24 protein-coding genes are annotated in these 26,246 nt (G+C 47.3%); 10 read left to right on the top strand and 14 right to left on the bottom strand.

Annotation, left to right across the window (positions count from 1 at the left end; all coding sequences use genetic code 11):
- Window positions 1-33 precede the first annotated feature (33 nt).
- A complete protein-coding gene (locus FSB84_RS21610; protein ID WP_130539952.1) occupies window positions 34-522 on the top strand; it encodes a lipocalin family protein in 489 nt (162 codons plus the stop codon).
- Window positions 523-632: 110 nt separating this feature from the next.
- Here FSB84_RS21610 and FSB84_RS21605 read toward each other — a convergent pair whose 3' ends face one another.
- From FSB84_RS21605 to FSB84_RS21585, 5 genes are all read right to left on the bottom strand, one after another.
- Window positions 633-1,151: a GNAT family N-acetyltransferase gene (locus tag FSB84_RS21605; RefSeq protein ID WP_158644051.1), complete on the bottom strand. Its 519-nt coding sequence runs from the start codon at window positions 1,149-1,151 to the stop codon at window positions 633-635.
- Window positions 1,152-1,168: 17 nt separating this feature from the next.
- A complete protein-coding gene (locus FSB84_RS21600) occupies window positions 1,169-1,585 on the bottom strand; it encodes a DoxX family protein (RefSeq protein WP_130539950.1) in 417 nt (138 codons plus the stop codon).
- 46 nt (window positions 1,586-1,631) lie between these two features.
- Window positions 1,632-2,630, bottom strand: a complete 999-nt coding sequence (locus FSB84_RS21595) for a GlxA family transcriptional regulator (RefSeq protein WP_130539949.1) — start codon at window positions 2,628-2,630, stop codon at window positions 1,632-1,634.
- A 405-nt stretch (window positions 2,631-3,035) separates the two neighbouring features.
- Entirely contained in the window at window positions 3,036-4,220 is a 1,185-nt protein-coding gene (locus FSB84_RS21590; RefSeq protein ID WP_130539948.1) for an acetyl-CoA C-acyltransferase, read from the bottom strand.
- Window positions 4,221-4,314: 94 nt separating this feature from the next.
- Window positions 4,315-4,827, bottom strand: a complete 513-nt coding sequence (locus FSB84_RS21585; RefSeq protein WP_130539947.1) for a GNAT family N-acetyltransferase — start codon at window positions 4,825-4,827, stop codon at window positions 4,315-4,317.
- 161 nt (window positions 4,828-4,988) lie between these two features.
- Here FSB84_RS21585 and FSB84_RS21580 point away from each other — a divergent pair, with 161 nt between their 5' ends.
- Window positions 4,989-5,882: a hypothetical protein gene (locus FSB84_RS21580; RefSeq protein ID WP_130539946.1), complete on the top strand. Its 894-nt coding sequence runs from the start codon at window positions 4,989-4,991 to the stop codon at window positions 5,880-5,882.
- Between the two features lie 69 nt (window positions 5,883-5,951).
- Window positions 5,952-6,983, top strand: coding sequence for a S41 family peptidase (locus FSB84_RS21575; protein ID WP_130539945.1), 1,032 nt, complete (start codon window positions 5,952-5,954; stop codon window positions 6,981-6,983).
- Between the two features lie 19 nt (window positions 6,984-7,002).
- Here FSB84_RS21575 and FSB84_RS21570 read toward each other — a convergent pair whose 3' ends face one another.
- Window positions 7,003-7,725, bottom strand: a complete 723-nt coding sequence (locus tag FSB84_RS21570) for a YgaP-like transmembrane domain (protein ID WP_130539944.1) — start codon at window positions 7,723-7,725, stop codon at window positions 7,003-7,005.
- Between the two features lie 197 nt (window positions 7,726-7,922).
- Here FSB84_RS21570 and FSB84_RS21565 point away from each other — a divergent pair, with 197 nt between their 5' ends.
- Window positions 7,923-8,201 (top strand): hypothetical protein, encoded by a 279-nt coding sequence (locus FSB84_RS21565; protein ID WP_130539943.1) that lies wholly within the window; start codon window positions 7,923-7,925, stop codon window positions 8,199-8,201.
- Window positions 8,202-8,214: 13 nt separating this feature from the next.
- On the opposite strand, the gene FSB84_RS21560 is transcribed toward FSB84_RS21565, so the two are convergent.
- Window positions 8,215-8,469 carry a hypothetical protein gene (locus FSB84_RS21560; protein WP_130539942.1) on the bottom strand — a complete coding sequence of 85 codons (255 nt, stop codon included), beginning with the start codon at window positions 8,467-8,469 and terminating at the stop codon, window positions 8,215-8,217.
- Between the two features lie 174 nt (window positions 8,470-8,643).
- On the opposite strand from FSB84_RS21560, the gene FSB84_RS21555 reads away from it, so the two are divergent.
- The 5 genes from FSB84_RS21555 to nhaA all read left to right on the top strand — a co-directional run bounded on the left by FSB84_RS21555 (window position 8,644) and on the right by nhaA (window position 14,530).
- Entirely contained in the window at window positions 8,644-8,847 is a 204-nt protein-coding gene (locus tag FSB84_RS21555; RefSeq protein ID WP_130539941.1) for a dodecin family protein, read from the top strand.
- 249 nt (window positions 8,848-9,096) lie between these two features.
- On the top strand, window positions 9,097-10,842 hold the full coding sequence (locus FSB84_RS21550) for a GMC family oxidoreductase (RefSeq protein WP_130539940.1): 1,746 nt from the start codon (window positions 9,097-9,099) through the stop codon (window positions 10,840-10,842).
- Between the two features lie 36 nt (window positions 10,843-10,878).
- Window positions 10,879-11,541, top strand: a complete 663-nt coding sequence (locus tag FSB84_RS21545; protein ID WP_130539939.1) for a gluconate 2-dehydrogenase subunit 3 family protein — start codon at window positions 10,879-10,881, stop codon at window positions 11,539-11,541.
- Between the two features lie 148 nt (window positions 11,542-11,689).
- Entirely contained in the window at window positions 11,690-13,327 is a 1,638-nt protein-coding gene (locus tag FSB84_RS21540) for a sensor histidine kinase (protein ID WP_130539938.1), read from the top strand.
- Window positions 13,328-13,333: 6 nt separating this feature from the next.
- On the top strand, window positions 13,334-14,530 hold the full coding sequence (nhaA, locus tag FSB84_RS21535; RefSeq protein ID WP_207234205.1) for a Na+/H+ antiporter NhaA: 1,197 nt from the start codon (window positions 13,334-13,336) through the stop codon (window positions 14,528-14,530).
- Between the two features lie 149 nt (window positions 14,531-14,679).
- On the opposite strand, the gene FSB84_RS21530 is transcribed toward nhaA, so the two are convergent.
- Window positions 14,680-16,812: an elongation factor G gene (locus FSB84_RS21530; RefSeq protein WP_130539937.1), complete on the bottom strand. Its 2,133-nt coding sequence runs from the start codon at window positions 16,810-16,812 to the stop codon at window positions 14,680-14,682.
- A 123-nt stretch (window positions 16,813-16,935) separates the two neighbouring features.
- Window positions 16,936-17,316, bottom strand: a complete 381-nt coding sequence (locus tag FSB84_RS21525; RefSeq protein ID WP_130539936.1) for a hypothetical protein — start codon at window positions 17,314-17,316, stop codon at window positions 16,936-16,938.
- A gap of 229 nt (window positions 17,317-17,545) precedes the next feature.
- Here FSB84_RS21525 and dnaG point away from each other — a divergent pair, with 229 nt between their 5' ends.
- On the top strand, window positions 17,546-19,645 hold the full coding sequence (dnaG, locus tag FSB84_RS21520; RefSeq protein WP_225979852.1) for a DNA primase: 2,100 nt from the start codon (window positions 17,546-17,548) through the stop codon (window positions 19,643-19,645).
- Window positions 19,646-19,719: 74 nt separating this feature from the next.
- Here dnaG and FSB84_RS21515 read toward each other — a convergent pair whose 3' ends face one another.
- From FSB84_RS21515 to prmA, 5 genes are all read right to left on the bottom strand, one after another.
- Window positions 19,720-22,920 carry a choice-of-anchor tandem repeat GloVer-containing protein gene (locus FSB84_RS21515; protein ID WP_130539935.1) on the bottom strand — a complete coding sequence of 1,067 codons (3,201 nt, stop codon included), beginning with the start codon at window positions 22,918-22,920 and terminating at the stop codon, window positions 19,720-19,722.
- Between the two features lie 179 nt (window positions 22,921-23,099).
- On the bottom strand, window positions 23,100-23,564 hold the full coding sequence (locus FSB84_RS21510) for a hypothetical protein (RefSeq protein WP_192909881.1): 465 nt from the start codon (window positions 23,562-23,564) through the stop codon (window positions 23,100-23,102).
- A gap of 154 nt (window positions 23,565-23,718) precedes the next feature.
- Window positions 23,719-24,528 carry a M48 family metallopeptidase gene (locus FSB84_RS21505; protein ID WP_130539934.1) on the bottom strand — a complete coding sequence of 270 codons (810 nt, stop codon included), beginning with the start codon at window positions 24,526-24,528 and terminating at the stop codon, window positions 23,719-23,721.
- A gap of 130 nt (window positions 24,529-24,658) precedes the next feature.
- Window positions 24,659-25,324: a glycerol-3-phosphate 1-O-acyltransferase PlsY gene (gene plsY / locus FSB84_RS21500; RefSeq protein WP_130539933.1), complete on the bottom strand. Its 666-nt coding sequence runs from the start codon at window positions 25,322-25,324 to the stop codon at window positions 24,659-24,661.
- A 96-nt stretch (window positions 25,325-25,420) separates the two neighbouring features.
- Complete coding sequence (gene prmA / locus FSB84_RS21495; protein WP_130539932.1) at window positions 25,421-26,236, bottom strand: 50S ribosomal protein L11 methyltransferase; 816 nt, start codon at window positions 26,234-26,236, stop codon at window positions 25,421-25,423.
- Window positions 26,237-26,246 lie beyond the last annotated feature (10 nt).

Raw genomic sequence — 26,246 nt, 5'->3', positions numbered from 1 at the left:
TAACCTGCATTAATCACAAAAAACAAGACGACTATGAAAAGAATTAAGTTGTTAGCCGCAGCATCCCTGAGCCTGGTCCTGTTCTTCACAGCCTGTTCACCCAGCAAAGTAGCCAGCCCTGAGGGAGACAAGGTAAACCTGAAAGGTACCTGGACGGTGAGCAATGTAGACCTGGACGGCGTTTCCAAGAACGGATTTAAAGTAACTGTGTTTGATGATGCTCTGTATACCTGCTACATAGGTAGCCAGTGGAGCCTGGTCCCCAATGGCAACGGCTCCTACACCGTTCCCGCTTCCGGCGATTGCACCGGTGGTCAGCGTAATATCTACTGGAGTGTTCAAACCATCGGTGGTGTGAAATACTTCCAGTTCAAGAACCTGGGCACAGGTGTAAAACCCAATAGGGTATCTGAAGGTTACCGCCTCGAACTGAAATCACTCACCGCTAACAGCATGCTGCTGCAAAGCGCCGTGAACTTTGAAGGAAAGACCGTATATATCAATTATACGTTTACGAGGTAAACCGCTTCGTTATGCGAAAAACAGAAGGCTGTTCCGATGGAGCGGCCTTTTGTTTTATCAGGCATCAACCGGAGCCGGATGCGGACTTTATTAATTCCAGGTCAAAGCCTTCATAACAACTTTCGCATCATCCAATCCCTTTGCACATCATTACCCAGTAAAAAATCATGCTCCCCAAATTTCTCAAATCCCCATTTTGTATAAAACGCAATAGCCCGGTCATTCTTTTCCCAAACGCCCAGCCAGATACTGCGCTTATTCATACTGGTTGCAATTTCTATGGATCTCTGCATCAGCGCTCTCCCCACTCCTTTGCCTATTGCATCCTGCCTGGCATAGATCCTGGCTATCTCGATCGTAGGAAAATCCTTCAATTCCGACGGCGGAAATCCATCCAGCAATCGTACATATCCCGCCAGCTGCTCGCCCACATAAGCCAGCAAAAAGATATTCCCCGGCGCACCTACCTGCGCCATCAGTCGTGCCGTGCTAAACTGCTCCGTCATGAATTTCTCCATGTCTTCTACACTGTTATCCTTTGCAAACGCGCTGTAAAATGTCTCCCTGCTGAGGGCCGCAATTTCCATGGCATCCTCGCGGGTACCATACCTGATCAAAACATCTGACATACAAATCCGGTTATACATTAACGTTTCTTCCCTGACAGCGAGGAAACCGTAATACTCCCCGCGCCCTGGAACAGAAAAAGCACAAAAACAAATAACAGTAATAATGGAACGGTCATTTCTTCCAGGCTCTGTCCCCAGTGTACCATTATCAATGCCACCGCAAAGTTAATGATCATCAGCATTGCTGCATACCGTATCTGCCATCCGAGAATGATCATCAGCCCGGCAACTGCCTGGGCGTATACAGACAACACAGCACAAAAAAGTGGAAAAGGGAAGCTGAATTTATCCAGGAAATCACTGAACTCCTGCATTCGCTGCCAGCTGAGAATATTATCAAAAACTCCCTCCAGTAACCTGAAGCCAACAAAAAGCCGCAGCAGGAAAATCCCGGTATCGCTGTTGCGATCCAGCCATTGAAAGAAGCGTGGCATAAGTAAAGGTTTAGACCTATAAACTACACAATTACCCCGGGAAACCCTAATCTGATTTCACCACAGCAATGGATCGCCTGCTGAATTTGTTCCGGTAATCCAGTGGAGTAAGACCGGTAACTTTCTTGAATGTGCCGCGAAAAGCCTTCAGATCGGTATACCCCACTTCATACATTACCTCAGAAACATTGCTACGACCCGATTCCAGCATCTTCTTCGCCTGCTCTACTCTTACCCTTTGCTGGTATTCCCCCGGCGTATTGCCGGTTGCATGCAAGAACCGCCTGTCGAAATTCCGACGGCTCAATGCAAACCTGCCGGCCAGTTCCTCCATGGAGAATTTCTCCTGGAAGTTTTGTTCGATATAATGTTGCGCATCGCGGATCACATCATCCATATGGTCTTTTTGCCCGTTGAACATGATGAAGACCGACTGGCTGTTCCTTTCGATATCAACCTGGAAGACTTTGGCGCAGAACAAGGCTGTTTCCCTGTCGTAATATTTTTCTACCAGGTAGAGCATGAGATTGAGAAAAGAGTAAGCGCCACCGTTAGTGTAAATACCCTGTTCATCCGTGAGGATCTTATCAGTCTGAAGTTGTACTTCCGGAAAAGCTTGTCTGAAAAGCGCTGCTGCGTTCCAGTGAGTAGAGCAGCTTTTCCCATCCAGCAGCCCGGTTGATGCAAGAATAAAAGCTCCGGTACAGATACTGGCCAGTTCAGCGCCCAGATTGTATTGTTGCTTCAACCAGGCAATAAGTTCCTGGTTCATACTCACTACTTCCAAAAGATTATGATGGGCCAGCGCAGGAATGATCACAAAATCTGCCTTGTCAATCAAACGGATATATGTATGCGGTTTTATCGAAAACAAGCCATCGTACAATTCTTCTTTTTCATTTATTCCAGCTAGTTGCACATCAAATACCCGCGGCAATCCTCTCGTTTTAAAATACTCGTTGGCCTTCACGAAGAATTTATAAGGACCAACCACACTGCTGAGATTGTTCTGTCCTGCCGGCACAACAATGATGAGCTTTTTCATGAGAGGAATTTTGAATAAAATTACAACGCAATTGTTTGCGTTGATTCACCTCTTAAATAAACCGGAGAAGTTTGAGCAAATGCAGCCCTCAACAGGCTTTTAAAGCCAATTACTCATAAGACCCGAGGTATGAATTTGTCAAAACACGGATTCAGTGGTAGGATCAGGACAATCATTTTTATGCGGGCTTCAACAAAAAGCATCCTCATCAACTCCGCTTTCCGGAATATTGTGAGCTGCCGAAACGCGAAAGATTGCCAGCATTCCAATATTTGCCGGCCAGACATACACAGTAAAATATTCAGAAAAGTAGAAATTTCGAAAACAGGAATTCTCTGCTCTTTTCGCAAAATAACAAAAGGGCCCGAAGGCCCTTTCTATCTTTCTCTAATTCCATTTCTCTATTTACACATTCTCGATCACCATCGCGCTTGCGCCGCCGCCGCCGTTGCAGATCCCTGCAGCGCCGTACTTCGCTTTGTTCTGCTTCAGAACATTGATCAGTGTAACGATGATCCTGGCGCCGCTGGCTCCCAAAGGATGACCCACACTTACTGCACCACCATTCACGTTCACTTTGGAAGGATCCAGTTTCATGCGTTTTGTATTCTCGATCCCAACCACTGCAAATGCTTCGTTGAGCTCGAAATAACTGATATCTTCCATCTTCAGTCCTGCTTTGGCCACTGCTTTCGGAACAGCAATTGCAGGCGTGGTTGTGAACCACTCGGGCGCCTGCTCTGCATCTGCATAAGATACTACTTTAGCAATTGGTTTCAATCCCAGCTCATCTGCTTTTTCCTTGCTCATCAGCACCAGTGCAGCCGCGCCATCATTCATCGTGGAGGCATTGGCGGCAGTAACGGTACCGTCTTTCTGGAATGCAGGTTTCAGCTCAGGGATCTTATCGAATTTCACATTGAAAGGCTCTTCATCTTTTGAAAAGATCTCCGGATCGCCTTTGCGGGAAGGAATGGAAACAGGGATCACTTCTTCTGTGAATTTACCTTCATTCCAGGCCGCCTGTGAACGCTTGTAGCTTTCGATGGCAAATGTATCCTGGTCCTCACGACTGATACCACATTCACGCGCGCAGAGCTCAGCAGCATTACCCATTGCCTTACCATCGTATACATCAGTAAGACCGTCTTTCGCAAGACCGTCGATCAGATTCGTATTTCCATATTTGTTGCCCCAGCGCAGGTTCTCTACATAGAAGGGAACATTGCTCATGCTCTCCATACCACCGGCAACAACAATGTCCGCATCGCCGAGGGCAATGCTCTGTGCTGCCTGTGAAATGGCTTTCATACCACTTGCGCAAACTTTGTTCACTGTTGTGCAATTCACTTCGTTGGGAAGACCGGCAAACTTCGCTGCCTGGCGGGCAGGCGCCTGTCCGAGATTGGCCTGGATCACAGAGCCCATCAGTACATCCTGCACCTGTTCGGGTTTTACACCCGCTTTCTCCAGCGCGCCTTTGATGGCAAATGCACCCAGCTGGGTTGCAGTAAAATCCTTGAGCTTTCCGCCGAAACTACCTATCGGAGTACGTACAGCCGCAATAATATACACTTCGCGTTTATTCATATACAGAGCTTTATAAATGCTTTTGAAGGTTTACGATTAAGTTGGCAAAGACCAAAGATAATTATTTTCACTAACAGTTGTTAGTGAAATTTAGTTAATATCCGGGGCTCAAATACCAATCGTAGCGCTGCTCAGTCACTGGCTTTCCAAAAGTATCAGAAGGTTTTTCTTCTGTAAGTGTAAAACCATAGCGGGTATAGAGAGAAGCTGCTGCCGGGAGTTCATTGGTGGTCCAGAGATAAGAATGATCATATCCCTTCTCTTCCAGCCATTGCATATAATCTTCCATCAGTTTCTTGCCGAGGCCAATGCCACGGTACGGAGCCAGGAGCAAATAGTATCGAAGCTGTGATGATTTTCCACCGCGATGCATCAGCAGCATGAAGCCCACCATCTTTCCTTCGTCTTCAACAATCCATACTCTATCGCGAAGCGGATCATATTGCTGGTAGAATTCCGCAAGCCCTGCTGCAACATAGGATTCAAAAGCAATTCCAAAATTGTATTCTTCAGCATACAGCACGCCATGAAGATGGATCACAGATCCCAGATCACCCGGACGAAGATCATGGCGGATGGTAAGATTGGACGGGATAACAGGTTTCATATTATTGTTTATTGCCTGCCATGCAGGAATGAGTATTCAGCTTTACGATGGGAACATTTCCGGATTATGCCGTTGGATGGCGATCGCGGCAATACCTGCGCGTGTCCGGATTTACCTGCAATGTATCGATTCTTTAGGTAGATTTGTTTAAAACCTTACCGATGTTACGTTCTGCTATAGTGCTGCTCCTGCCTTTACTTTCAATCATCATTCCACTCTGTTCCCTGTCTCAACAATTATCACTTGCCCGGCGATACAAATCCGGAGAAACCTATCGATATCGCATGACCACCGATGTTATGCATAACGGTAAATGGCAAAGCTCAATCATTGCCGTTTGTGAACTCACGGTTGTAACAGATAGCGCCCAAATTCCCTATGACGAAATAAAATGGATTTCGAAAAAAGTGTACACCACAAGGGATACCACTGATCATGACGATGAGATCCGGAACACATCCCCTTATCGTATTTCATTACATAAAAATGGGAAACTGGACTTACCTGTTATACAGGATGCCGGCATGACCGGTGAGATCACAGACTTCAATACTTTCTTCGTGGCCATCAGTCCAAAACTCGGCATCAATGATCTGCACAAAGCGAAGGATACTTTCTTCAAACCAGAACCAGTAAAAGGTAATTTCTCCAATGGCAAAGACATCCTCAAAGGAGAAGATTGCCTTGCTGTCACCAGCACCTTGCTCAAAACAGATTTCGCGCAGGCATGGATCAAAACTGAATTCAAGGCGCCTGCCGACACCTGCCTCAACTACTATTCACCTGATATGAGGCAACCGGTAGCCGGAGACACCATCAATAATTTCCAGATGGTACGCTTTGCAGGCCCCAGCAAGGTAAACCTCTTCTATGGTAAAGAAGTATTCACCATCGCCAGCACAGTGGATCTGAAAGATGGGAAACTGCACACAGCCGCCATGAACAATACGCTCCGCCTTAATCTGAAACTGAATTGTAATACAGATTATTCTGATTGTCAAAATACTTTCCCATTCACCATTCAACGGAATGTTCAGCTGGAACTGATACGATAATGCAAGTCAGTATGGAATTTAAGAATAGTTGCATCCCATCTTCCAACATCCATCACTGAAAACACCCGTATGATCAGAGCTGTTTCCCTCATTTCAGTTTTACTGTTTTCTATTTGCTGTGTAAACGCACAATCATCCACCGGCAGCTCCTTTGCTGCCAATACCAGTATGAGGGGACAGGATAGCGCTTATGCATTACTGGAAGATGCGCTGGAGCTGATGCAGAGGAGCCCGTTCAGCAAACCGGCCATCGGTTGGGATTCACTGAAATCTGCTGCCCGCAACCAACTCATCACTGCCAGTTGCAGTAAGGATGCGCATGCCGTGATCAACTGGTGCGCTGCACAGGCTAACCTCAATCACAGTTTCCTCATGCCGAAGGCCAAAGTATCTGTTTATTCAAACGATACAGTCACACTCAAAAGAACACCTGCATTACGTGAGCTGGTGGGTAAGATACAGGCAGAGCTTACTGCGGATGGCGTTGGTTATATCAGCGTTCCCTATATCAGCACTACAGACGAGGCCAGTTGCCGCCTGCTGGCGGACAGTCTTCAAAAACAAATAAGGAAACTGGCCCAACAGGGAGCTGTGAACTGGATCATCGATCTCCGCAGCAATACCGGCGGCAATTGCTGGCCCATGCTTGCCGGCATGGGGCCATTGATCGGCGAAGGCGTATGCGGCTATTTTGTAAAACCGGATCGCAGCACCACCATCAGTTACAATAATGGAACAGCCTGGCATGGCAAAACTGCCATGTGCACTGTGTCATCGCCTCTTACTTTATCGGAAATGGAAAAGAAGAATATTGTAATACTTACAGGACCAAAAACCAGCAGCGCCGGAGAGATATTGGCGCTGGCATTCCGCGGCATGCCCAATGTGCGTACTATGGGAGAACCAACAGCTGGCCTCACCACCGGCAATGCTCCCTATACAATGCTGGATGGCTCCCTGCTGATCTTATCTGTTTGCAGGGAAGCTGACAGGAAGGGAGTGATAGTGGAAGGAAAGCTGCAGCCGGACGACAGGATTGCGCCTTCCACTTCCGAAGATGCGGCGAGGATCGCAGCTGTGATGTGGCTGCAGAGTTTGTAATCATTAACCATTATATTTTTTACCATACCACTTTTTCGATCCTTTCCTTGAAACCTGCAATTTCATCCTGCACCACTTTTTTGAAAGAAGGATTGAGCGCACTGGCAATCACTACACCGATATCGCCTGCCGGCGGTCTGTAAGTGATGATCACCTTTACCTGTGTGCGGCCCGGACCTGCATCCATGAATTCCACTTTTCCTGCATTTTCCATGGGAGCGCCTTCGGTGGAAACCCACCCGATCAGGAAACCCGGAACATCTTTTACGATCTCGGCATCCCAGATCAATCGGCCAAATCCCGGCAGGTCTGCACTCCAGGTGGAATTGATCTCATCGTGTTCCTGCACCCGGATCAGGTGCTTCATGAACAGTGGAAGATTTTCAAGTTTGCGCCAGAAAGCATACACTTCTTCACGCGGTTTTTCAACAACAATGGAGCTGCGTACGGTCATCGCTTTCGTCCTGTGAACATTTTCCGTTTTGCCCAATGCTGTATATACCGGACAAGTACCGGATGCACCCCTGTACAGCAGGAATCCACCGATCAGGGTTTTGAGCAATCCACCCACGGGGTTCCTTCCCACGCCTGAAAGTCCGCTGTAAAGCAGGTAACCACCTGCAATGCCGGATATTACCCTTTCTGTGTCACCAACATTGATCACGTGTTCCTTTCTGTCGTAATCATGGGACTCTTCTGATTCATGCCAGTTGGCAGACATTGATTTTGTCTCATGCTTCATAATCGGATTATTTGGTTTGAATATATCATACCAAAATCCTGCCTGCTTTTCTGACTGACAAAATGTGGCGGGCTGTGCCCAATAGAACAGTACTAAATCCTCGGAGTGCTGGCAGTTCCTGCCCTGAAATCAAAAAACCGGCCTTCAGCCGGTTGACATTTCCTTTAATATTTTGTACCTTATAAAAAAAAGACTTTATGCCTATCAGTAAAAACAGGCGCAAACACAAGCACCACCAATACCACCCCAAAGCACAACCGAAACAAGGTCATGCAGCTCATGCAGCCACCAACACAAAAGCCCGCCGCAGCGCCGTTACCATCATGGTAGTGCTGCTGGCCATTTTCGGAGCAGGGATAGCATTCCTTTCAGCAGGAGCAAATACCACCTGGATCGCCGGCGGCGCACTGCTGGGCGCAGTAACAGGATATTTTATAGGACAAGGTATGGACAGGATGGCGGCCAAAGGCAAATAGCCCGGCCACAGTCTCAGTTATCCGTCGGGCTCAGGTAATAGCCCTCTTCGCACAATACAAATGAATTGGGAACAATACTCAGCAGGGATTCCCTCACCATGGCTTCTGCTGCCTGCTGGTAATTGCTGCCTACCTCAGGCGTGCGCATCGCAAATTTCCAGCTCTGGATCTTCAATAACGCGATCTTACTGGAATGGACAATATGGTTTTCCAGTATCTGAAATCTTTCAGCCAGGTAGTCCTGGTCGTTTTGGGTAAACGGGCTCATAGGGTCAGTGGGTTTTCAATGGAATTGGTCGTATTTTACAACGAACCAGTTGAAATAAAATTGTTTAAGCCACTCATCTCCATAAAAAATAGTAGCTTTAATTCCCTGAATCCCACCTCCCTCCCACTCCGTCAACGGCTTCCTTTATTTCTTAACTATTAAAACCGGAATGCTATGTCTATCGTTAAAGTTATTGAAGTAATCGCCTCCTCCGAAAAGAGTATCGACGATGCCGTGAAGAATGGCCTCAAAGAAGTTTCCAAAACTGTCCGTAACATCGATTCCATTTACGTGAAAGACATCAAGGCCCATGTGAAGGGCGACAAGATCACTTCTTTCGGCGTGATCTGCAAAGTGGCTTTCCGGGTTGATGAATGATGAAGTATTATTCATTCCCAATGTTTTTTTATCAGCAAAACTTCCGCCATCCAACCCGGCATGACGGAAGTTTTTCTGTACTACCTGTCCCGCCTCAATTTTACCATCAATCCATAACGATCTGTACTACTCCCCTTTCAATAGCTAAATTGATTTAGCACGCGCTTTACAGCATTTTAAAACCTTTTCCATTATATTTACCTCCTCATGTTATTTTAAGGACATAATACCCCCAAACAAATTGCAATTATGGGAGATCTGCAGATCAAGAAAAATGCAAAGCAGTACGATGTAGTTATTGTGGGATCCGGCGCTGGTGGAGGCATGGCAACTTATATGCTGGCAAAGGCCGGATTGAAAGTTTGTTTAATCGAAGCCGGTCCGATGTACGACCCCAAGACCAATGTTACCCAGTTCAAAAATCCATGGGATTCTCCACGCCGCGGCGCCGCTACCAAGTTCCGTCCATTCGGGGATTTCGACGCCTGTTACTGCGGATGGGAAATCGAAGGTGAGCCCTACACCAAAGCCAGCGGCACACAATGGGACTGGTTCCGCGCCAGGATGCTCGGTGGCCGCACCAATCACTGGGGACGAATTTCACTCCGCTTCGGTCCTAAAGATTTCAAACGCAAAAGCATCGATGGTCTCGGTGAAGACTGGCCCATCGGTTATGATGATATCAAACCATTCTACGATCGCGTAGATAAACTCATTGGTGTGTTCGGCACCAACGAGGGATTGGAAAATGATCCTGACGGATTCTTTCTTCCTCCTCCCAAACCCAGGCTGCACGAGATCTTCGTGAAGAATGCCGCGGTGAAGGCGGGCGTTCCCGTGATCCCCTCCCGCCTCAGTATTCTTACCAAACCCATCGAAAGCACTATCGAACGCGGCGTTTGTATTTACTGCGGACAATGTGCGCGCGCCTGCAGTACCATGTATGCAGATTTCTCTTCCAGTTCCGTACTGGTGAAACCTGCATTGATGACAGGCAATGTAGATGTTGTTGCCAATGCAATGGCACGCGAAGTGCTCACCAATAAAGAAGGTCTGGCTACAGGCGTTTCCTATGTGAGCAAAGACGATCTCCAGGAATACCAGGTGAGTGGCCGCGTTGTGATCCTCGCTGCCAGCGCCTGCGAATCCGCACGTCTGCTCCTCAATTCAAAATCAGTCCGTCACGAGAACGGTCTCGCCAACTCCAGTAATGTAGTGGGCAAATACCTGCACGACTCCACCGGCGTTGCCATGGGTGGCGTTCTTCCACAACTCTTCGGTAGAAAACGATACAACGAAGACGGTGTAGGCGGTATGCACGTATACTCTCCCTGGTGGCTGGACAATAAGAAACTCGATTTCCCACGCGGCTATCATATCGAATACTGGGGCGGCATGGGCCAGCCTGCATACGGATTCGGATGGGGCGTGGAAAGTCTCAACGGTAAATACCTGGTGAATGGTCAGCAAAAAGAAGCCGGTGGCTATGGTAAATCACTTAAAGAAGATTTCCGTTTCTTCTATGGCGCCAGTGTTGGAATGGCTGGCAGAGGTGAAGCTATCTCCTACGAACACAACAAATGTGAGATCGATCCGAATGTGGTGGACAAATACGGTATCCCCGTTCTTCGCTTCGATGTAAAATGGAGCGAACATGAGATCAACCAGGCCAAACATATGCAGGAGACCTTCCAGGAGATCATGCATGAAATGGGCGCCGTGATCACCTGGGGCATTGCAGGAAAAGAAAGTAATTATGGACTGGAAACACCCGGCCGGATCATCCACGAAGCAGGCACTGTGCGCATGGGCAACGATCCCAAAACATCGGCGCTCAACAAATGGAGCCAGGCGCATGATTGTAAGAATGTATTCTGTGTGGATGGCGGACAATTTACCAGCCAGGCCGATAAGAACATCACCTGGACCATCCTGGCCCTTTCCATGCGCGCCAGTGAATACATCATGGACCAAATGAAAAAGCAGCAATTGTAATCATAACGTCAATCATCACCCCAAAATCAGATTTGTATGGATAGAAGGAAATCACTCAAAGCGCTGGCCATCGGTACGATCGCTTCAGGTGTGCTGCTGGAAGCCTGTAAAGATGATAAACAAGCAAAGACCACCACTCCTGCCGTCACTACCGGCGACGCTTCCAACATCGACAGGATGAAGGAAGAAGTGGAACATTATAAAGAAGTTGTTTCGAAAACATTCTTCACCCAACACGAAATGGCTACCATTACCATACTCGCGGATATCATTATCCCACGCGATGAAGTGAGCGGCAGCGCTTCCGATGCCAAAGTGCCGGAATGGATCGAGTTCATCGTGAAAGATATGCCCCAGCACCAGACACCCATGCGCGGAGGTCTCCGCTGGCTGGACCTGCAATGCCTCAACCGTTTCGAAAAAACATTTGTGGACTGTGATGAAAAGCAGCGACTGCAGGTGGTGGATGATATTGCCTGGCCTGCAAAAGCCAAACCCCGGTTTGCACAGGGCGTGGCCTTCTTCAACCTGATGCGTAATCTCACCGCCAGTGGCTTTTACACCACTGAAATAGGTGTAAAGGATGTTGGATACACCGGCAATGCGCCCAACCAGTGGAACGGAGTTCCCGGGGACGTGCTCAAACAATACGGCGTGGCGTACACGGAGAAGGAATTGAACGAATGCGTTAAACATTAAATATTAAAACCCGCTCTCCTGGCGGGTTTTTCTTTTTTACGCAATTGCCCCTGCCAATTGACCTACGGGCAACCACAGCCCATTACTTCCTCTTTTCGTTTAAATTCCATAACTTTCTCCCCGTCTGGGTTTAAACAACGATTCTTTCATGGCAAAAAAATCAATAGGCAGGTGGTTCAAGAACCTATCCATCAAAACAAAACTGTATTTCACAGTGGGAATTATGGCTGCTTTGATCGCCATTGAACTGGTGGCATTGGCCTTTTCAATTCATACTCTATCTTCCGTGCGGGCCTATGTGAACGGTGAGGCTCTCTGGTCCAAAGGACAGAAGGATGCTTTATATCAACTGGTTAGTTATGCACGTACCTACAATGAAGATAATTTTACAAAATTCAAACTGAGCCTGGCTGTTCCGATTGCAGACCATAAAGCTCTTGTGGAGTTCAGCAAGCCTGCCGGTGAGCGGAATGAATCTATCATCAGGGAGAGTTTCATTGAAGGCGGTAATCATCCGGACGATGGTACAGGCATGCTCAACCTGTTCTCCCGTTTTTACTGGGTGAAATATATAAATAAAGCCATCGTTGCTTGGATGGAAGCAGATGGCATGTTGCCCCAATTTATTGCTATTGGTGAAAAGCTGCACGCCGAAATCAAAAATCCTGCCCGCTCACAGGAACGTATAAACGCCATTATGGATGAAATGGAAACCATGAACAACCGGTTTACCATACTTGAGAATGAGTTCAGCATGCAATTGGGTGAAGGCTCCCGTTGGTTGGAAAGGCTGATCCTGCGTATCCTGCTTGGTATCGCTATTACCGTTGAATTCACAGGTCTTATCCTTGCCATCGTAGTAAGCCGGGGCATATCCAAGGGTATCGATACCATTCTAAAATCAGCAAATGCTGTTGGTAAAGGAGACTTCAGTGTGAAAGCCAAAGTATATTCCAAAGATGAGATCGGTGTGCTGGCGAATGATTTCAATGCCATGGCCCTCGAACTGGAGAAACTACAGAACGAGATCAAGGAAGCCAATGCAGACCTGGAGAAAAAAGTAGAAAGCAGAACAATGGAACTGGAGCGGAAGAACAAAGAGCTGGAACAATTCGCTTACGTTGCTTCACACGATCTTCAGGAACCACTCAAAACTGTTTCCGGCTTTGTTGGTCTGCTCAATAAACAATACAAAGGCCGGCTGGATGAGAATGCAGATAAATACCTCGAATATATCCTGAATGCATCAGACCGGATGAAAACACTGATCAAGGACCTGCTGGTGTATTCGCGCATTGGAAGGGCCATCGCATTTGTGCTGGCTGACTGCAATATCCTTTTGCATGAAGTGCTGGCGGATATGGACAATAATATAAAAGAGAACAAGGCAAAGATCCATACAGAACAACTGCCTGTACTCTATACCTTCCCTACTGAACTGAAACTGCTCTTCCAGAACCTGATCAGCAATGCCATCAAATTCAGGAAGCGCGGCGTTCAACCGGAGATCAGCATCACTGTTACGAAGATCCCCGGCTTCTGGAAATTTGCTATAAGCGATAATGGCATTGGTATCGATCAGCAGCACCGGGACAGGATCTTCGTGATCTTCCAGCGTCTTCACAATAAAAAGGACTATGAAGGCTCAGGTATCGGGCTGGCGCATTGTAAAAAAATCGTAGAATTGCACGGCGGAGAGATCTGGGTAGAATCCATACCCGGCATCGGAAGTACATTCTACTTCACCATCTCGGAGGTCCCGCCAGGAATTCAGGAAGAAAAATAAAGCAGCATGATGAAACGGATCCAGTTATCGAAACTATTCACAGACTTCTTTCACAGCGAAAAAACAGGCGGAATAGTTTTGATAGTGTGTACGGTGCTCTCCATCCTGATCGCGAATTCCACTTTCGGAGAAACTTACCTTCATTTCTGGCACCAGAGCATCGGCTTCAATGTGGGCAGCATCGATATGCATCACCCGGTGGAGTATTGGGTGAATGATGGCCTGATGGCTATCTTCTTCCTCATGATCGGCCTGGAAATTGAAAGGGAATTATATGCCGGTGAATTATCGAATGTGCGCAATGCTCTATTACCGGTAATAGCCGCAATGGGCGGTATGCTCACCCCTGCACTTTTCCATTTTTTGTGGAACCACGGCACAACCGAACAAGCTGGTATCGGCATTCCCATGGCCACGGATATCGCTTTTGCATTGGGCATACTTTCATTGCTCGGCAACAGGGTGCCGGCATCGCTGAAGATATTTCTCGCGGCCCTCGCCATCATCGATGACCTGGGCGCCATCATTGTGATTGCTGTATTCTATACAGAAGGATTCTCCCTCGCATATTTCGGATCGGCCATGGGCATCTTCACTTTGCTGATCATCTTCAACCGGCTTCGTATCAACTATCTTATCGTATACCTGATACCGGGAGTTTTCATGTGGTACTTCATGCTGAAGAGCGGCGTGCATGCTACTATCTCCGGCATACTCCTGGCTTTTGCCATCCCGTTTGGTGATGGCAGTGAGAAGTCAATCTCCTACAAGCTGCAGCATTTCCTGCACAAGCCTGTCGCTTTTTTCATTCTTCCTGTTTTCGCTTTAGCAAATACAGGAATTGTGTTTGAGCCAGGATGGCAGAAAGGTTTCGGCACAAAAAATACATTGGGCATCATGAGCGGACTGATCCTGGGAAAACCCATCGGCATCTTCCTTTTCTGTTATGCAGCAGTGAAAACGAAAATATGCCGTCTGCCCTCAGAACTAAGCTGGAAGCATATTACAGGCGCAGGCATGCTGGCAGGGATTGGCTTCACCATGAGCATCTTCATTACCTTACTGGCGTTCAATGATGCCACTACTATCGTGAATGCCAAGATAGCCGTACTCAGCGCATCTGTGATTGCAGGAGCCGCAGGATTCCTTTACCTGAAAGCTATTACTCCAGGTTTACCAGATAGCTCGCGTCCCCGCGGGTGATTTCTGTTTGCCCGCCTCCGCCCAACACTATTTCACCAGCACCGGCGGTATAAACTTCACTCGCCAGAGGCGAGCGGGTGGGCACCCGGATAAAAGAAAAAGTCACTGCGTGGAGCGAGTGACTTGCGGCGCGTATATTGATAGAGGTTTTACACTTCTTCCTTTGCCAGCTTCATATAATCTTCCTGCAATTTCTTCTGGATCTCGAAAGGAACAGTCTGGTACTCTTTAAACTTCATCGTAAACCTGGCGCGCCCCTGCGTTATGGACCGTAGTGATGATGAATAATCATGCATCTCAGACAACGGAACATGCGCGATCACTTTGGTGAAATGTCCTTCACTTTCCATTCCTTCCACGATGCCACGTCGCGTCTGCAGATCACCGATCACAGATCCGGTAAGATCTTCCGGGCAGAGCACTTCCACATGACAGATCGGCTCCAGGATCTGCGGATCAGCTTCCTGGAATGCCTGTTTGAATGCCATCAGTCCGGCGATCTTGAAAGAGATATCATTGGAATCCACCGGGTGCATTTTTCCATCATAAACGCTCACGCGTACATCGCGTACATAGGATCCGGTCAACGGGCCTTCGTGCATTTTTTCCATCACCCCTTTGAGGATGGAAGGCAGGAAACGCGCGTCGATGGCGCCTCCCACAATGCAATTATAGAATACGAGCTTGCCGCCCCAATCCAGCGGGAATTCTTCACGGGCACGCACGTTCAGTCCTTTGGGATCATTCATGCCATCATACCAGGGCTCGATCCGCATGAATACTTCTCCAAACTGACCTGCTCCTCCGGATTGTTTTTTGTGACGATAATTGCTCTCCGCCATTTTACGGATGGTCTCACGGTAAGGGATACGCGGCCTTACAAAACGAACTTCCACATTGTGTAAATGTTCCAGCTTCCAGCGGATCACGCTCAGGTGCAGTTCACCCAAACAGTGAATGATGGTTTGTTTGAGCTCCTGCGAGAATTCGATCTTCACCGTGGGATCTTCTTCCAGCAGTTGGTGCAGGGCCACAGATAATTTCTCTTCCTCTCCTTTCTTCAGGGATTCGATGGCCATGCTCATATTTGAAACGGGGAAAACGATCGGCTCCAGTTCGATATTCTTTCCTTTTTCATGCAGGGTATTGTTCACATGTGTATTCCGTAGTTTGAGCGTGGCGCCGATATCGCCGGCAGCCAGTTCATTCACTGCTGTGCGTTTGTTGCCTTCCACTACAAAGAGCTGGTTAAGCTTTTCGGAAGCGCCGGTGGTTTCGTTCACCAGTTCTGAACCGCTCTTGATGGTGCCGGAATAGACTTTGAAGAAACTGAGCTCGCCTACATGCGGTTCAGAGACGGTCTTGTAAACAAAAATGCAGGCTGGTCCTTTGGCATCGCAGGTGAGTGAAGCGCCGCTTCGCGTGGTTTGCGGAGGCATTTCATTGGCAGATGGACAAACATTATCTATAAAGCCCATCAACCTGCCGCTGCCCATATTGCGTTCTGCAGAGAGGCAGAACAGCGGGAAGAGATCATGATTGATCATGGCTTTCTTCATGCCTTCCTTCATTTCATCTTCGTCCAGCTCGCCTTTGTCGAAATATTTTTCCATCAGGGATTCATCGTTGCTGGCGATAGCTTCCACCAGTTCGCGGTGCAGTGCATCAGCCTTCTCTTTTTCTTCGGGAGGAATGGGCAGTTTTTCCGGTTTGCCGCCGGCATCTTTGAATTTGTACATGGTCATGCGCAGCACATCGATGATGGCATGGAAGCCCACGCCCTGCTGCTGCGGATACTGCACCACCACTACCTTGCTGCCGAAATGAGTTTTGGCTTCTTCCACGGTGGCATCGAAATCTGCATTGTCGTCATCCAGTTTGTTCACGGCAAAGATCATGGGCGTTCTGAATGCTTCGGTGTAGTTCCAGATGATATCTGTGCCCACTTCCACACCATTGGCGGCATTGAGCAGCATGATACCGGTGTCGGCTACACGAAGTGCAGATACTACTTCACCGGCAAAGTCGTCGTATCCCGGTGTATCGATGATATTGATCTTGTAGCCTCTCCATTTGGTGTGAAGAAGTTTGGAGAAAACAGTACTGGCCCTCTCCTGTTCCAGTTCATGATAATCTCCGGTGGTATTGCGTTCCGCAATGGAACCGCGGCGGTTGGTGATGCCTGCTTCGAATAGCATGCATTCCGCTAGAGTTGTCTTGCCGGAGCCGGCATGCCCCAGCAAGACAATATTTTTTACGTGTGAGGTATCAAATTCTGGCATAGCAATAGATTTTTATAGTGAAATGGAATGATTAGCAAACCTTGTCCGCAAGGGAATACGGAACAGTTGGCAACTGCCCTGAAGGTGTTGCCATGGCTGGGTCTGGCCATTCAAAATAATAAGCTATCGGTTCCGGTCTATGAACACGGCGAAATCGTCCTTCAGGTCCTTGAGGGTATGTTCCAGTTGCTGGAAGTTGTCGTAAAGCCTTTCGTGATCATTGATTGTGTCGTCATTCACCTGGCCGTGATGGAGTTTCATTTCGGCGTCGATCTGTTGTTGATGAGAGCGGATGGCGTGTTTGAGATCGTGGATGTTCAGTTTCTGGATGTAGAACTGGTTGTGATAATGATCAATCTCGATGAGTACTTCTTCAGTACTTTGTTTTCCGGCCATTTCCTGGAGGCGGGTGTCTAATTCAGAGACGGATGCTTTGTTGGAACGCAATGTCTCCCGCCAGGCATCGCATTCTCTTGAAAGCTGTGCAACATCAGTAGTAACCATGGGGAAAAATTTAAGTGAAGAAATAAAGAACTGATAGCCTTCTATGGATAGGATCGGGCTTGCAGCGCAATAAGGGAAGGAAGAGCATGTTGGAGTGTGCTGCTGCTTGTTTTCGACCTGGTAAGAATAATGGGTAAGTAAGTTGATCTAAATTACTAAAGATTGAGGGTATTTGGGTAAGGATCGAAGATTAAATTATGCACGGGATATGCACCTCTAAAGCATATATTTGCAGGTCAAAGTGATCAGTCAGCATACCATACAACAGATCCTCAGCCGCATCGATATCGTGGAGATCGTGGGCAGTTATGTGAAACTCAAGAAGCGGGGTATCAACTACCTTGGGCTTTGTCCGTTCCACAATGAGAAAACACCGAGTTTCACCGTCTCCGCCAACAAGGAGATCTACAAATGTTTCGGTTGCGGCAAGAGCGGCAATGCCATCGGCTTTCTCATGGACCTGGAGAAATACTCCTATGTGGAAGCCCTTCGCTGGCTCGCCAACAAGTATGGGGTTGAAGTGGAGGAAACGGCTGTCAGTCCGGAAGTAGTGGCTCAGCGCCAGGTGGCGGACAGTCTTTATATCATCAACCAGTTCGGACAGAAATACTTCGAGGAGAAACTTTTCAATTCGGATGAAGGTCAGGATATCGCACTCTCCTATCTCAAAGAGCGCGGCTTCCGCGAAGAGGTCCTTCGCAAATTCCAGGTGGGTTACAGCCTGCAGGATAGTCAGAGCTTCGTTACCACTGCTCTCAACGCACAATACAATATCGAACTGCTGGTGAAGAGCGGCCTGGTTGCCCAGCGTGACGGACGCAGTTACGATAATTACAGAGGCCGTATCATCTTCCCCGTTCACAACCAGAGCGGTAAGATCATTGGCTTTGGCGCACGCGTGATCGGCAAAGCCGAACGCGCTCCCAAATACATCAACACACCGGAGAACGAGCTCTACCATAAAAGCAAGATCCTCTATGGTTCCTACCAGGCCCGCCAGTCGATCGACAAACTCGATGAATGCCTGCTGGTGGAAGGCTATACCGATGTGATCTCCCTGCACCAGGCAGGTATCGAGAACGTAGTGGCATCCGGCGGCACTTCTCTCACGCCCGATCAGCTCCGACTCATTCACAAATACACCAATAACCTCACCATCATTTACGATGGCGACGGTGCCGGTGTAAAAGCGGCACTCCGCGGTCTTGAGCTCGCGCTCATGGAAGGACTGAATGTTCAGCTGGTGCTGATCCCTGACAATGAGGATCCGGACAGCTACGTGAACAAAGTGGGCGCAGCCGCTTTCCAGGAATTTGTAAAGGCCAACAAGAAAGAGTTCATCATCTTCCAGCTGGAAGTGATGCTGAAAGATGCCGGTAACGATACCAACAAGAAGGCTGCTGTGGTAAACCAGATGGCCGAGACCATCTCCAAACTCAATAAGGCTGAGGATTTTACCAAGCAGCAGGATTATATCCGTCGCTGCTCCGAGCTTTTACGCGTGGAAGAAGATGGTTTCAATAACCTGGTGAACAAATTCATCCGCGACAAGGTCACCAAAGAGAATCAGCAACAGCAGAAACAGCAAGCCCAGCAACAACAGGGAAATCGCAGCACCGGCAATAAAGGCGCTGCAGGGCAGCCTCATAATTTCAACGCTGCTCCCACCGGCGAAGATGGCTTCTTTCCTGAAGATACTTTCTATGCCGAGGACGGCGACTGGGACCAGGGTTCTTTTCCTGATGGTGGTGGAGCGCCTGCATCCACTGGTCAGTTTCCCGGAGACGATACCCTCGCATTACTCACCAAAGACGAGCAAAGCGAGAAGGCCGTGATCCAGGTATTGCTGGAACATGGAAGCAAAGCCTGGGAAGAAGCGAGTACTGTTGCCAGTTATATGATCGCTGAAGTACTGGAAAACCAGTTGCTGGACAACCCGGAATATATGCGTATCCTGGAAATGTATAAGACCTGGTATGAAGCAGGGCTGGAACCCGGTGTAAAGAACTTTCTCTATCACGAAGACCAGCAGTTATCGCAACTGATTGTGAAAATAATGGACTTCCCCTATGAATTGAGTGGAAAGTGGACGGAAGTACTGGACCAGCAAAGCTTCAAAGAACAGGAAGCCACGCACCTGAATGCCGTGAACTCCTGTATCCATTATCTCAAACTCCGCAAGATCAGGAGGATCATGGAAGAGAACCAGCGCGATATGGCTAAAGAACATACGCCCGAAGAACAATTGGTATTATTGCAAACCCATGTGCATCTCAAACAAATGGAAATTGAACTGGTGAAGAAACTGGGCACAGTGATCATGAAATAATACTCATAATTAAATAATTGAACAGCCTCCTGCTTGCATAACAAGAACAGGGGGCTGTTTACGTTTAGCTTCAATTATTTCCTTATGAACTTTACAGGCTTTTGCGTTGAGCCCGGGAACACTGCCGTGTACATGCCCGGTGGCGTATGCTGCAGATCGATCTGTCTGGTTTGTGATCCTTTCGATATGGTCCATTCTTTCCTTGTGATCATGCGTCCGCTGACATCGTAAATAGCAACAGGAATTGTACAATGTTCGGGGCTTTGAATACTGAAATTGGCGATGCCCCCCTGCACCGGGTTGGGATGAAGCAAGATCACCAGTTCCTGTGCATTCCTTCTGTCTATGATTACGATATTTGAATAACTGATCACTCCCTTTTCATCTTTCATCTGCACGCGATAGTATGTTTTTCCATTAACTGGTTGCTGGTCAAAAAATGTAAAAGGATAATTGCAGTCTCCTGCCGTTGCCTGTACTGATCCAATCTCACTGAATTGCATTCCGTCTGCACTCCTTTCGATCCTGAATTCCGCATTGTCTGTACAGGATGCTTTCCATTCCAGTTTGTTCCTGTTCGCTTCTGCACTGCCTTTGAAATATTCCAGTTTTACCGGAAGTGATGTATAGGCCTTGCTGGCAAAATAAAAAGATGAAAAAGAAGACACCTGTGCCGAGTATACATAGTCGATCCCCCATGTTGTAGCGGTAGCATTTACAGGAACAGCAAGGGATTGGATGCTATTGGAGCAGACGTCCTCATTCTTGAAAACAGTGATATCACTTAAAGCCTGCACGCCAGAGCCTGCTGTATTCTTCAGCGCTTCAAATTCCGTTTTGCGGATATACAAACGAATGCTCACAGGCGTGGCAGGCTGGTTTTCCACTGTAACCGAGATATTCCTGTTGAGGTAAAATCGATTGGCCTGATCTTTTCTCGTTTCTCCATCATGAACATAGAATGACACGCGAACAGAACCCAGAAGATTTCCGTTGGCATTGATCTCCATTACAGCATTGCCTTCCTTGTCTGTAAAAGCGATCCAGTCATTTGCATTGGTAGTGTTGATAAGCGCTGCATTAGTGGCCATGCATGTGCCGGGATCTCCTGGTGAAACCAGCGCAGGAACCAGTGTAGGAGCAGTTGACTGCGGGAAACGGCCGTTATCAAAATTGAAAGCTTCTTTGGCTGTCCATTTGTTTAGCGCAGGATCAAACTCAAAGAAAACGCCTCCGTAATCGATACCACCACCTGCTGCAGTTACTCCGTAAAGTTTTTTGTTATGTGTGATCAGATCGTTCTTTGGATAGCTGCCGGCAGGATATGTGAATTTATGTTTGATGGCCACTACTCCTGAAACAGGTTCCAGCTCATACAGGGCACCGATGTAAACCTGTGGATCAACCTGATCCAGCGTACCATACAGTTTATCATTCAGTACCGTCATTCCGGATGTTGGTGAATTGCCTTCCTCTGTTGTAAAATGATGTTTGATAACGATGCCATTGATGGCCGGTGTGTATTCAAACAAAGTGCCATTACCGTAGGTGCCGCCATTGGAGCAGGCTCCATAGAGTTTGTTTTTATACAAACAGAGCGTAGCATGAGGATTGGTGCCGAATGCATTACTGAAATGGAGTTTCACTGCGTATGTATTGGTAGCAAGATCATATTCATACAATACACCACTGTTGGTATTGCCCCCAAAGATGGTAGTACCATATATTTTGTTGTTATGAATTACAGGTCTGCCTTTGGGGCTTGCTCCCGAAGGGCCATCGAACTCATGCTTCACTGTATATGTAAAGTTCAGTGGATCATACTCGAAAATAACGCCTCTTCCATTGGTGCTGGATTGGGTAACTCCATAAAATTTATTGTTGTGCAACACCAGTGATCCTTCCTGAACGCCATAACCTGTAGCCTCCTGCATATGGTGATACGCGCTATAAGAGTGCGTAGCGAGGTCATAAGCATAGATCACTCCCTTGTTGTTGTAACCGCCATTTGTTGTGAAACCGAACAGTTTCCCCTGGAAGTACTGCAGCTTGCCGTAAGGCCGGTACCCATTGCTGTATCCCATATTCACCTTTGGGCCAATGGAATTGGCTACAGGGTTATATTCATAGATGACTCCTCCTTTGTATTGTCCGCCTGCCGCAGTGAGGCCATAAATCTTTCCTCCGATCTGTGTAAATAAAGGATGCGGTTTTTCTCCCAGGAGCCCAGAGAAATGGATCTTCTTGGTATAGGTATTAGCCAGAGGATCGTATTCGTAAATAAGGCCCTTATCGAAGTTTCCTCCGCTCATTGTAACGCCATAGAACTTATTATTGACCATCACCGGAAAATTGATGATGGGATTGGATGCAGTAATATCCATTTTCTTCACCATCGTGTTTTGAAGGGGATCATATTCAAACACCACGCCCGTTGGATCGCCAGGCAGGTTTTTGGCAGTGGTGCCATAGATCTTTCCATTCAATAAGCGCAATGGCATAACGCCGTCCTGGCCTCCGGCATCACCAAATGGGGCCTTTCCAATGAGCTGATTGGTAGCAGGATTGTACTCCACTATACCGCCTTCAAAGTCCTGGTTGATCTTTTCGGCTATACCATACAGTTTGTTGTTGAACAATACAAAGCCTTGAACCTTGCCACTCCAAAGTGGAAGGTCCATCAGCTTGGTAGTGGTGAGCGTGGCAGGGTCGAAACTGAAGATGTATCCATAATTGTTGGCGCCTCCCAGGTAGGTTGTTCCGTAATATTTATTATTGTAAAAAGTGAAGCTGGAATAGTAAGAATCTGCAGTTCCCTTTAATACAAGTGTATTGGCAGCAGGATCATATTCATAGAATTTATTGCCGCTGGTGGTGCCGTATAATTTGTTGTTGTATTCAAATTCAAACTCCGAGTAACTAAAGAGATCATAGGATGCGAGGTCCAGTTTTTTTGTGTAGGTATTATTGGCAGGATCAAATTCATAGATAATCCCTTTTGCGTATGGGCCTTCGTTCTCCAGGAAACCATATATTTTGCCATTGAGCGCCTTAAAGCCCTTGGCAAAATAACTTGACTGGTGCGTATAAATTTCAAAAGCCTTTCTGCCGGTGATACCCGTTCCATCGAAGCGGGCGGAATACAATGCACCCTGGTCATTTGATCCGCCACCTAACGGAGTTACGCCCCAGAACTGGTAGATCCCCTGGGAGAAGGCGTCCATGCCTGTTAGCGTAACGGTGAGGGTAAGCGCAAGAAAGTATAACTTCTTCATAAAGGTTTGATTGTGGAGGCAAATTAGTCTGCACACCGAAGCTGGCTCACCTGTACTTAACGGTTGGGGAAGATAGCTTAACCAATGAGGTGAAGAAGTATGGGAAGGGCAAAAAAAATGAAGGGTTCCCGGAACAACAGGAACCCTTCAACATCTAAAATTATTGAACACAATAACAATTACTCTGCCATCACCGGAGACGGAGCTCTCTTGCCTGCACTCACGCGACGTGTAGCTGGCGTGGCTGCCGGCTTCGTCATATTCACCCGGTTAAAACGAATGGCCACCCACACATGGTCGAGGGCCACTTCTTCTGATCTTTCAAAACCTGCATCGCACACGCAGTTCCAGCTGCATGAACGGTTGAGGTCTGTCACGATCTTGGAGGTTGATTTGGGATAAGCGATCCAGAATTTGCCTTCCTCTCTCAGTGCCGGAAGCACATCTTTGAGAATGCAGCTCAGTTGATTCTCGTTCACCGCAAATACCAGTGCAAAATCGATCTTACGCGATTTCAACAATGGCGTTACATTCTTGGCGAAAGACAATTTCACGAATTGTTTCTCAATTGAAGAAGGAAGACCCTGAATCAGTACATTCTTTTCTTCCTGGAGCTGAAGCTTATCTAATAAGTTTTGCGACATGCCTGAGAAGTTTTTGATATTGCTTAGGGTTTAAAAAGACGGGATTGCAAAGGTAGTTAAAAAATATAATAAGTGAAACTTATTTTAAAAACAAAAGCCCGTACCAGTGAGACTGGACGGGCTTTTCTTAAAATCTGATTAAGTTCTTATATAATTATTTGCCAACCGGCTTATAATATGTAAGTGCCTCAGGCATCAGCTTTTTGAGCTCTTCTATGCGTCTTCCCTCTGATGGGTGAGTGCTCAAAAACTCAGGTGGTTTATTGCCTCCGCCTGCTTTTTCCATTCTTTCCCACAATGGAATTGCTTCCTGTGGATTGTATCCTGCCATAGCGGAAAACATCAGTCCGAACTTATCTGCCTCCAGTTCCTGGTTCCTGCCGAATGGCAACATCACTCCCACATTGGTTCCTACACCATAAGCGCTCATGAAAATATTCTGGGCTATCGGACTTTTGTTGGCCAATGCAACAGATAAAGCCTGACCACCCAGTTCTGCCAGTGAAGCGCGGCTCATGCGCTCATTACCATGTTTGGCCAGCGCATGTGCGATCTCGTGACCCATTACAACAGCCAGGGCCGCTTCATTCTGTGTGATAGGTAACAGTCCGGTATAAACGACGATCTTACCTCCAGGCATACACCAGGCATTCACCTCATTCGAATTCACCAGGTTGTACTCCCACTGGTAGCCTGAAAGCTCTGAGCCAAGACCTTTTTGAGTATAATAATTGTTGATGGCTGTTGTCAGTCGCTGACCGATTCTCCTCACCATTTCAGCATCTTTACTGGTACTGGTGCTCACCACCTTGTTTTCTGAAAGGAACTGACGATATTGTTGTGCGGCCATGTTTTGAATGTCAGCATCACTGTAAAGTGTGAGCTGATTCTTACCGGTGATGGCATTCTGGCTGCAGCTTACAAGCCCTAACGCCAGCGTAGCCGCAATGAGTGTCTTTTGCATGGAGGATGTTTTGACAAAGTTAGAAAATCAATTCTTGTACCAATCAGTGAAATATTGATAGTTACCCTAACCTTGCACTGTAAAAAGGGTGAAATTGAAACAAATGACAAATGGAAATTATAAGTAAACCTTACTCCTCTCCCTTACTTTCCCTGCGGCGGCTCTTACGGCGGTCGCGGTATTTCAGGATGGGCACTTTGCTTTCGCTGCCCCTGAGTAAACGGGTGATATTCTTTTGGTGCGTCAGGATCACCAACAGGGCCACCGCAATGGCAAAGGCTCTGTACAGTGGTTCTTCAGCCCTGAAAATAAAAAGGATGAGAACGGCAAAGGCAACACTGGCAAGGATGGAGCTCAGTGATACGAACCTTGTCAGGTACAGTACCAGCAGGAAAACGCCCACACAGCAAACAGCCACCAGTGGCTGAATGGCCAGGATCATACCGAACAAAGTAGCTACCCCCTTTCCTCCACGGAAGTCAGCCCAGATGGGGAAGATATGTCCCAATACAGCAGCCAGTCCCAAACCGATCATCAGGTTGGTCCTGTCCCACTCATTGGTCATATAATACGGTAAAACGATGTAGAGACTTGTAGCGATAACTCCCTTGATAACATCGATTGCCATCACGAAAGTTCCCCAGCGGGGACCTAAAACGCGGAATGTGTTCGTAGCGCCGGCATTGCCGCTTCCATATTCGCGGATGTCAATACCGAAGAAAGCCTTACTGACCCAAACTGCGGTCGGAACAGAGCCTATCAAATACGCTATTACAATGAGTAGTACCTCTTTCATTGAATAGTTTAAGTTGAAGTTGGAAAACGAAAATACGGAAAAACCACTCAACTTATTGTCTTTCCGGTAACTAAATCACCGGAAAATCCTGTTGAACTAAGGTTTTCCACTTATTTGCAGGGCTATCCAGTTCTGCCGGTCCTTCTGATCATCCACCTTTAACATTTCTTTCACTACTGCTGCTTCGATATCCTTTCTGTCGCCACTCAGTAACCCGCTCATGATTACAACACCCCCATCCTGCAAATGTTGTCTGATTCCCGTCATATTAACAAGTAATACGTTTTTGTTGATATTCGCAAGGATCACATCAAAGGTCCTGCCCAGATGAAGTGAATCAGCTTTCAATAATTCTATTTTTTTACAAGCGTTCACTTCGATGTTCTCTTTTGCATTATCGATGCTCCAGTCGTCATTGTCGATCGCCACAATTTCTTTTGCACCGAGTTTTTCTGCGAGAATGGCCAGTACCCCGGTACCTGTACCGAAATCGAGAACCGTTTTATTATTTAGATCGATGCTGCGCATATAATCGATCATCATGAAAGTAGTGGCATGGTGTCCGGTGCCGAAACTCATTTTCGGTGTGATGATCACTTCATGCTGCACATTGGGAATGGGCGCATGGAAATGCGCACGTATGCTTGCAAAATCATGTACGATCACCGGCTCGAAATCCTTTTCCCATTCAGCATTCCAGTTGGTGGGCGGGATCAGCTTCCTGGAAACTTCCAGTCCTTCTGAAAGCAATTCATTCAGCGCAGCTTCATTAAGGTCCTGCTCGGGAATGAATGCATGCAGCGTGTCCCCTGCTTCTTCAAATCCTTCGAAACCGATCATAGACAATTGCGCTACAAAAACCTCTCTTTGCTCCTGCCCCAATGGCCTGAATGAATATTGCCAGTAATTCATGATGATATAT

Origin of the sequence: Pseudobacter ginsenosidimutans (assembly GCF_007970185.1) — a bacterium.
Taxonomy (GTDB): domain Bacteria; phylum Bacteroidota; class Bacteroidia; order Chitinophagales; family Chitinophagaceae; genus Pseudobacter; species Pseudobacter ginsenosidimutans.
The sequence above is the reverse complement of the archived record's forward strand: the minus strand, read 5'-3'. Positions and strand labels throughout refer to the sequence as shown.

Coding starts and splice junctions, on each gene's coding strand:
- FSB84_RS21585 (WP_130539947.1), bottom strand. CDS start 4,827: ATGAAACCTGTTATCCCGTCCAATCTTACCATCCGCCATGATCTTCGT.
- FSB84_RS21515 (WP_130539935.1), bottom strand. CDS start 22,920: ATGAAGAAGTTATACTTTCTTGCGCTTACCCTCACCGTTACGCTAACA.
- FSB84_RS21530 (WP_130539937.1), bottom strand. CDS start 16,812: ATGCCAGAATTTGATACCTCACACGTAAAAAATATTGTCTTGCTGGGG.
- FSB84_RS21570 (WP_130539944.1), bottom strand. CDS start 7,725: ATGAAGCATGAGACAAAATCAATGTCTGCCAACTGGCATGAATCAGAA.
- FSB84_RS21590 (WP_130539948.1), bottom strand. CDS start 4,220: ATGAATAAACGCGAAGTGTATATTATTGCGGCTGTACGTACTCCGATA.
- nhaA (WP_207234205.1), top strand. CDS start 13,334: ATGATGAAACGGATCCAGTTATCGAAACTATTCACAGACTTCTTTCAC.
- FSB84_RS21540 (WP_130539938.1), top strand. CDS start 11,690: ATGGCAAAAAAATCAATAGGCAGGTGGTTCAAGAACCTATCCATCAAA.
- FSB84_RS21510 (WP_192909881.1), bottom strand. CDS start 23,564: ATGTCGCAAAACTTATTAGATAAGCTTCAGCTCCAGGAAGAAAAGAAT.
- FSB84_RS21560 (WP_130539942.1), bottom strand. CDS start 8,469: ATGAGCCCGTTTACCCAAAACGACCAGGACTACCTGGCTGAAAGATTT.
- FSB84_RS21525 (WP_130539936.1), bottom strand. CDS start 17,316: ATGGTTACTACTGATGTTGCACAGCTTTCAAGAGAATGCGATGCCTGG.
- prmA (WP_130539932.1), bottom strand. CDS start 26,236: ATGAATTACTGGCAATATTCATTCAGGCCATTGGGGCAGGAGCAAAGA.
- FSB84_RS21555 (WP_130539941.1), top strand. CDS start 8,644: ATGTCTATCGTTAAAGTTATTGAAGTAATCGCCTCCTCCGAAAAGAGT.
- FSB84_RS21545 (WP_130539939.1), top strand. CDS start 10,879: ATGGATAGAAGGAAATCACTCAAAGCGCTGGCCATCGGTACGATCGCT.
- FSB84_RS21600 (WP_130539950.1), bottom strand. CDS start 1,585: ATGCCACGCTTCTTTCAATGGCTGGATCGCAACAGCGATACCGGGATT.
- FSB84_RS21610 (WP_130539952.1), top strand. CDS start 34: ATGAAAAGAATTAAGTTGTTAGCCGCAGCATCCCTGAGCCTGGTCCTG.
- FSB84_RS21505 (WP_130539934.1), bottom strand. CDS start 24,528: ATGCAAAAGACACTCATTGCGGCTACGCTGGCGTTAGGGCTTGTAAGC.
- FSB84_RS21565 (WP_130539943.1), top strand. CDS start 7,923: ATGCCTATCAGTAAAAACAGGCGCAAACACAAGCACCACCAATACCAC.
- FSB84_RS21550 (WP_130539940.1), top strand. CDS start 9,097: ATGGGAGATCTGCAGATCAAGAAAAATGCAAAGCAGTACGATGTAGTT.
- FSB84_RS21580 (WP_130539946.1), top strand. CDS start 4,989: ATGTTACGTTCTGCTATAGTGCTGCTCCTGCCTTTACTTTCAATCATC.
- FSB84_RS21605 (WP_158644051.1), bottom strand. CDS start 1,151: ATGTCAGATGTTTTGATCAGGTATGGTACCCGCGAGGATGCCATGGAA.
- FSB84_RS21595 (WP_130539949.1), bottom strand. CDS start 2,630: ATGAAAAAGCTCATCATTGTTGTGCCGGCAGGACAGAACAATCTCAGC.
- FSB84_RS21575 (WP_130539945.1), top strand. CDS start 5,952: ATGATCAGAGCTGTTTCCCTCATTTCAGTTTTACTGTTTTCTATTTGC.
- plsY (WP_130539933.1), bottom strand. CDS start 25,324: ATGAAAGAGGTACTACTCATTGTAATAGCGTATTTGATAGGCTCTGTT.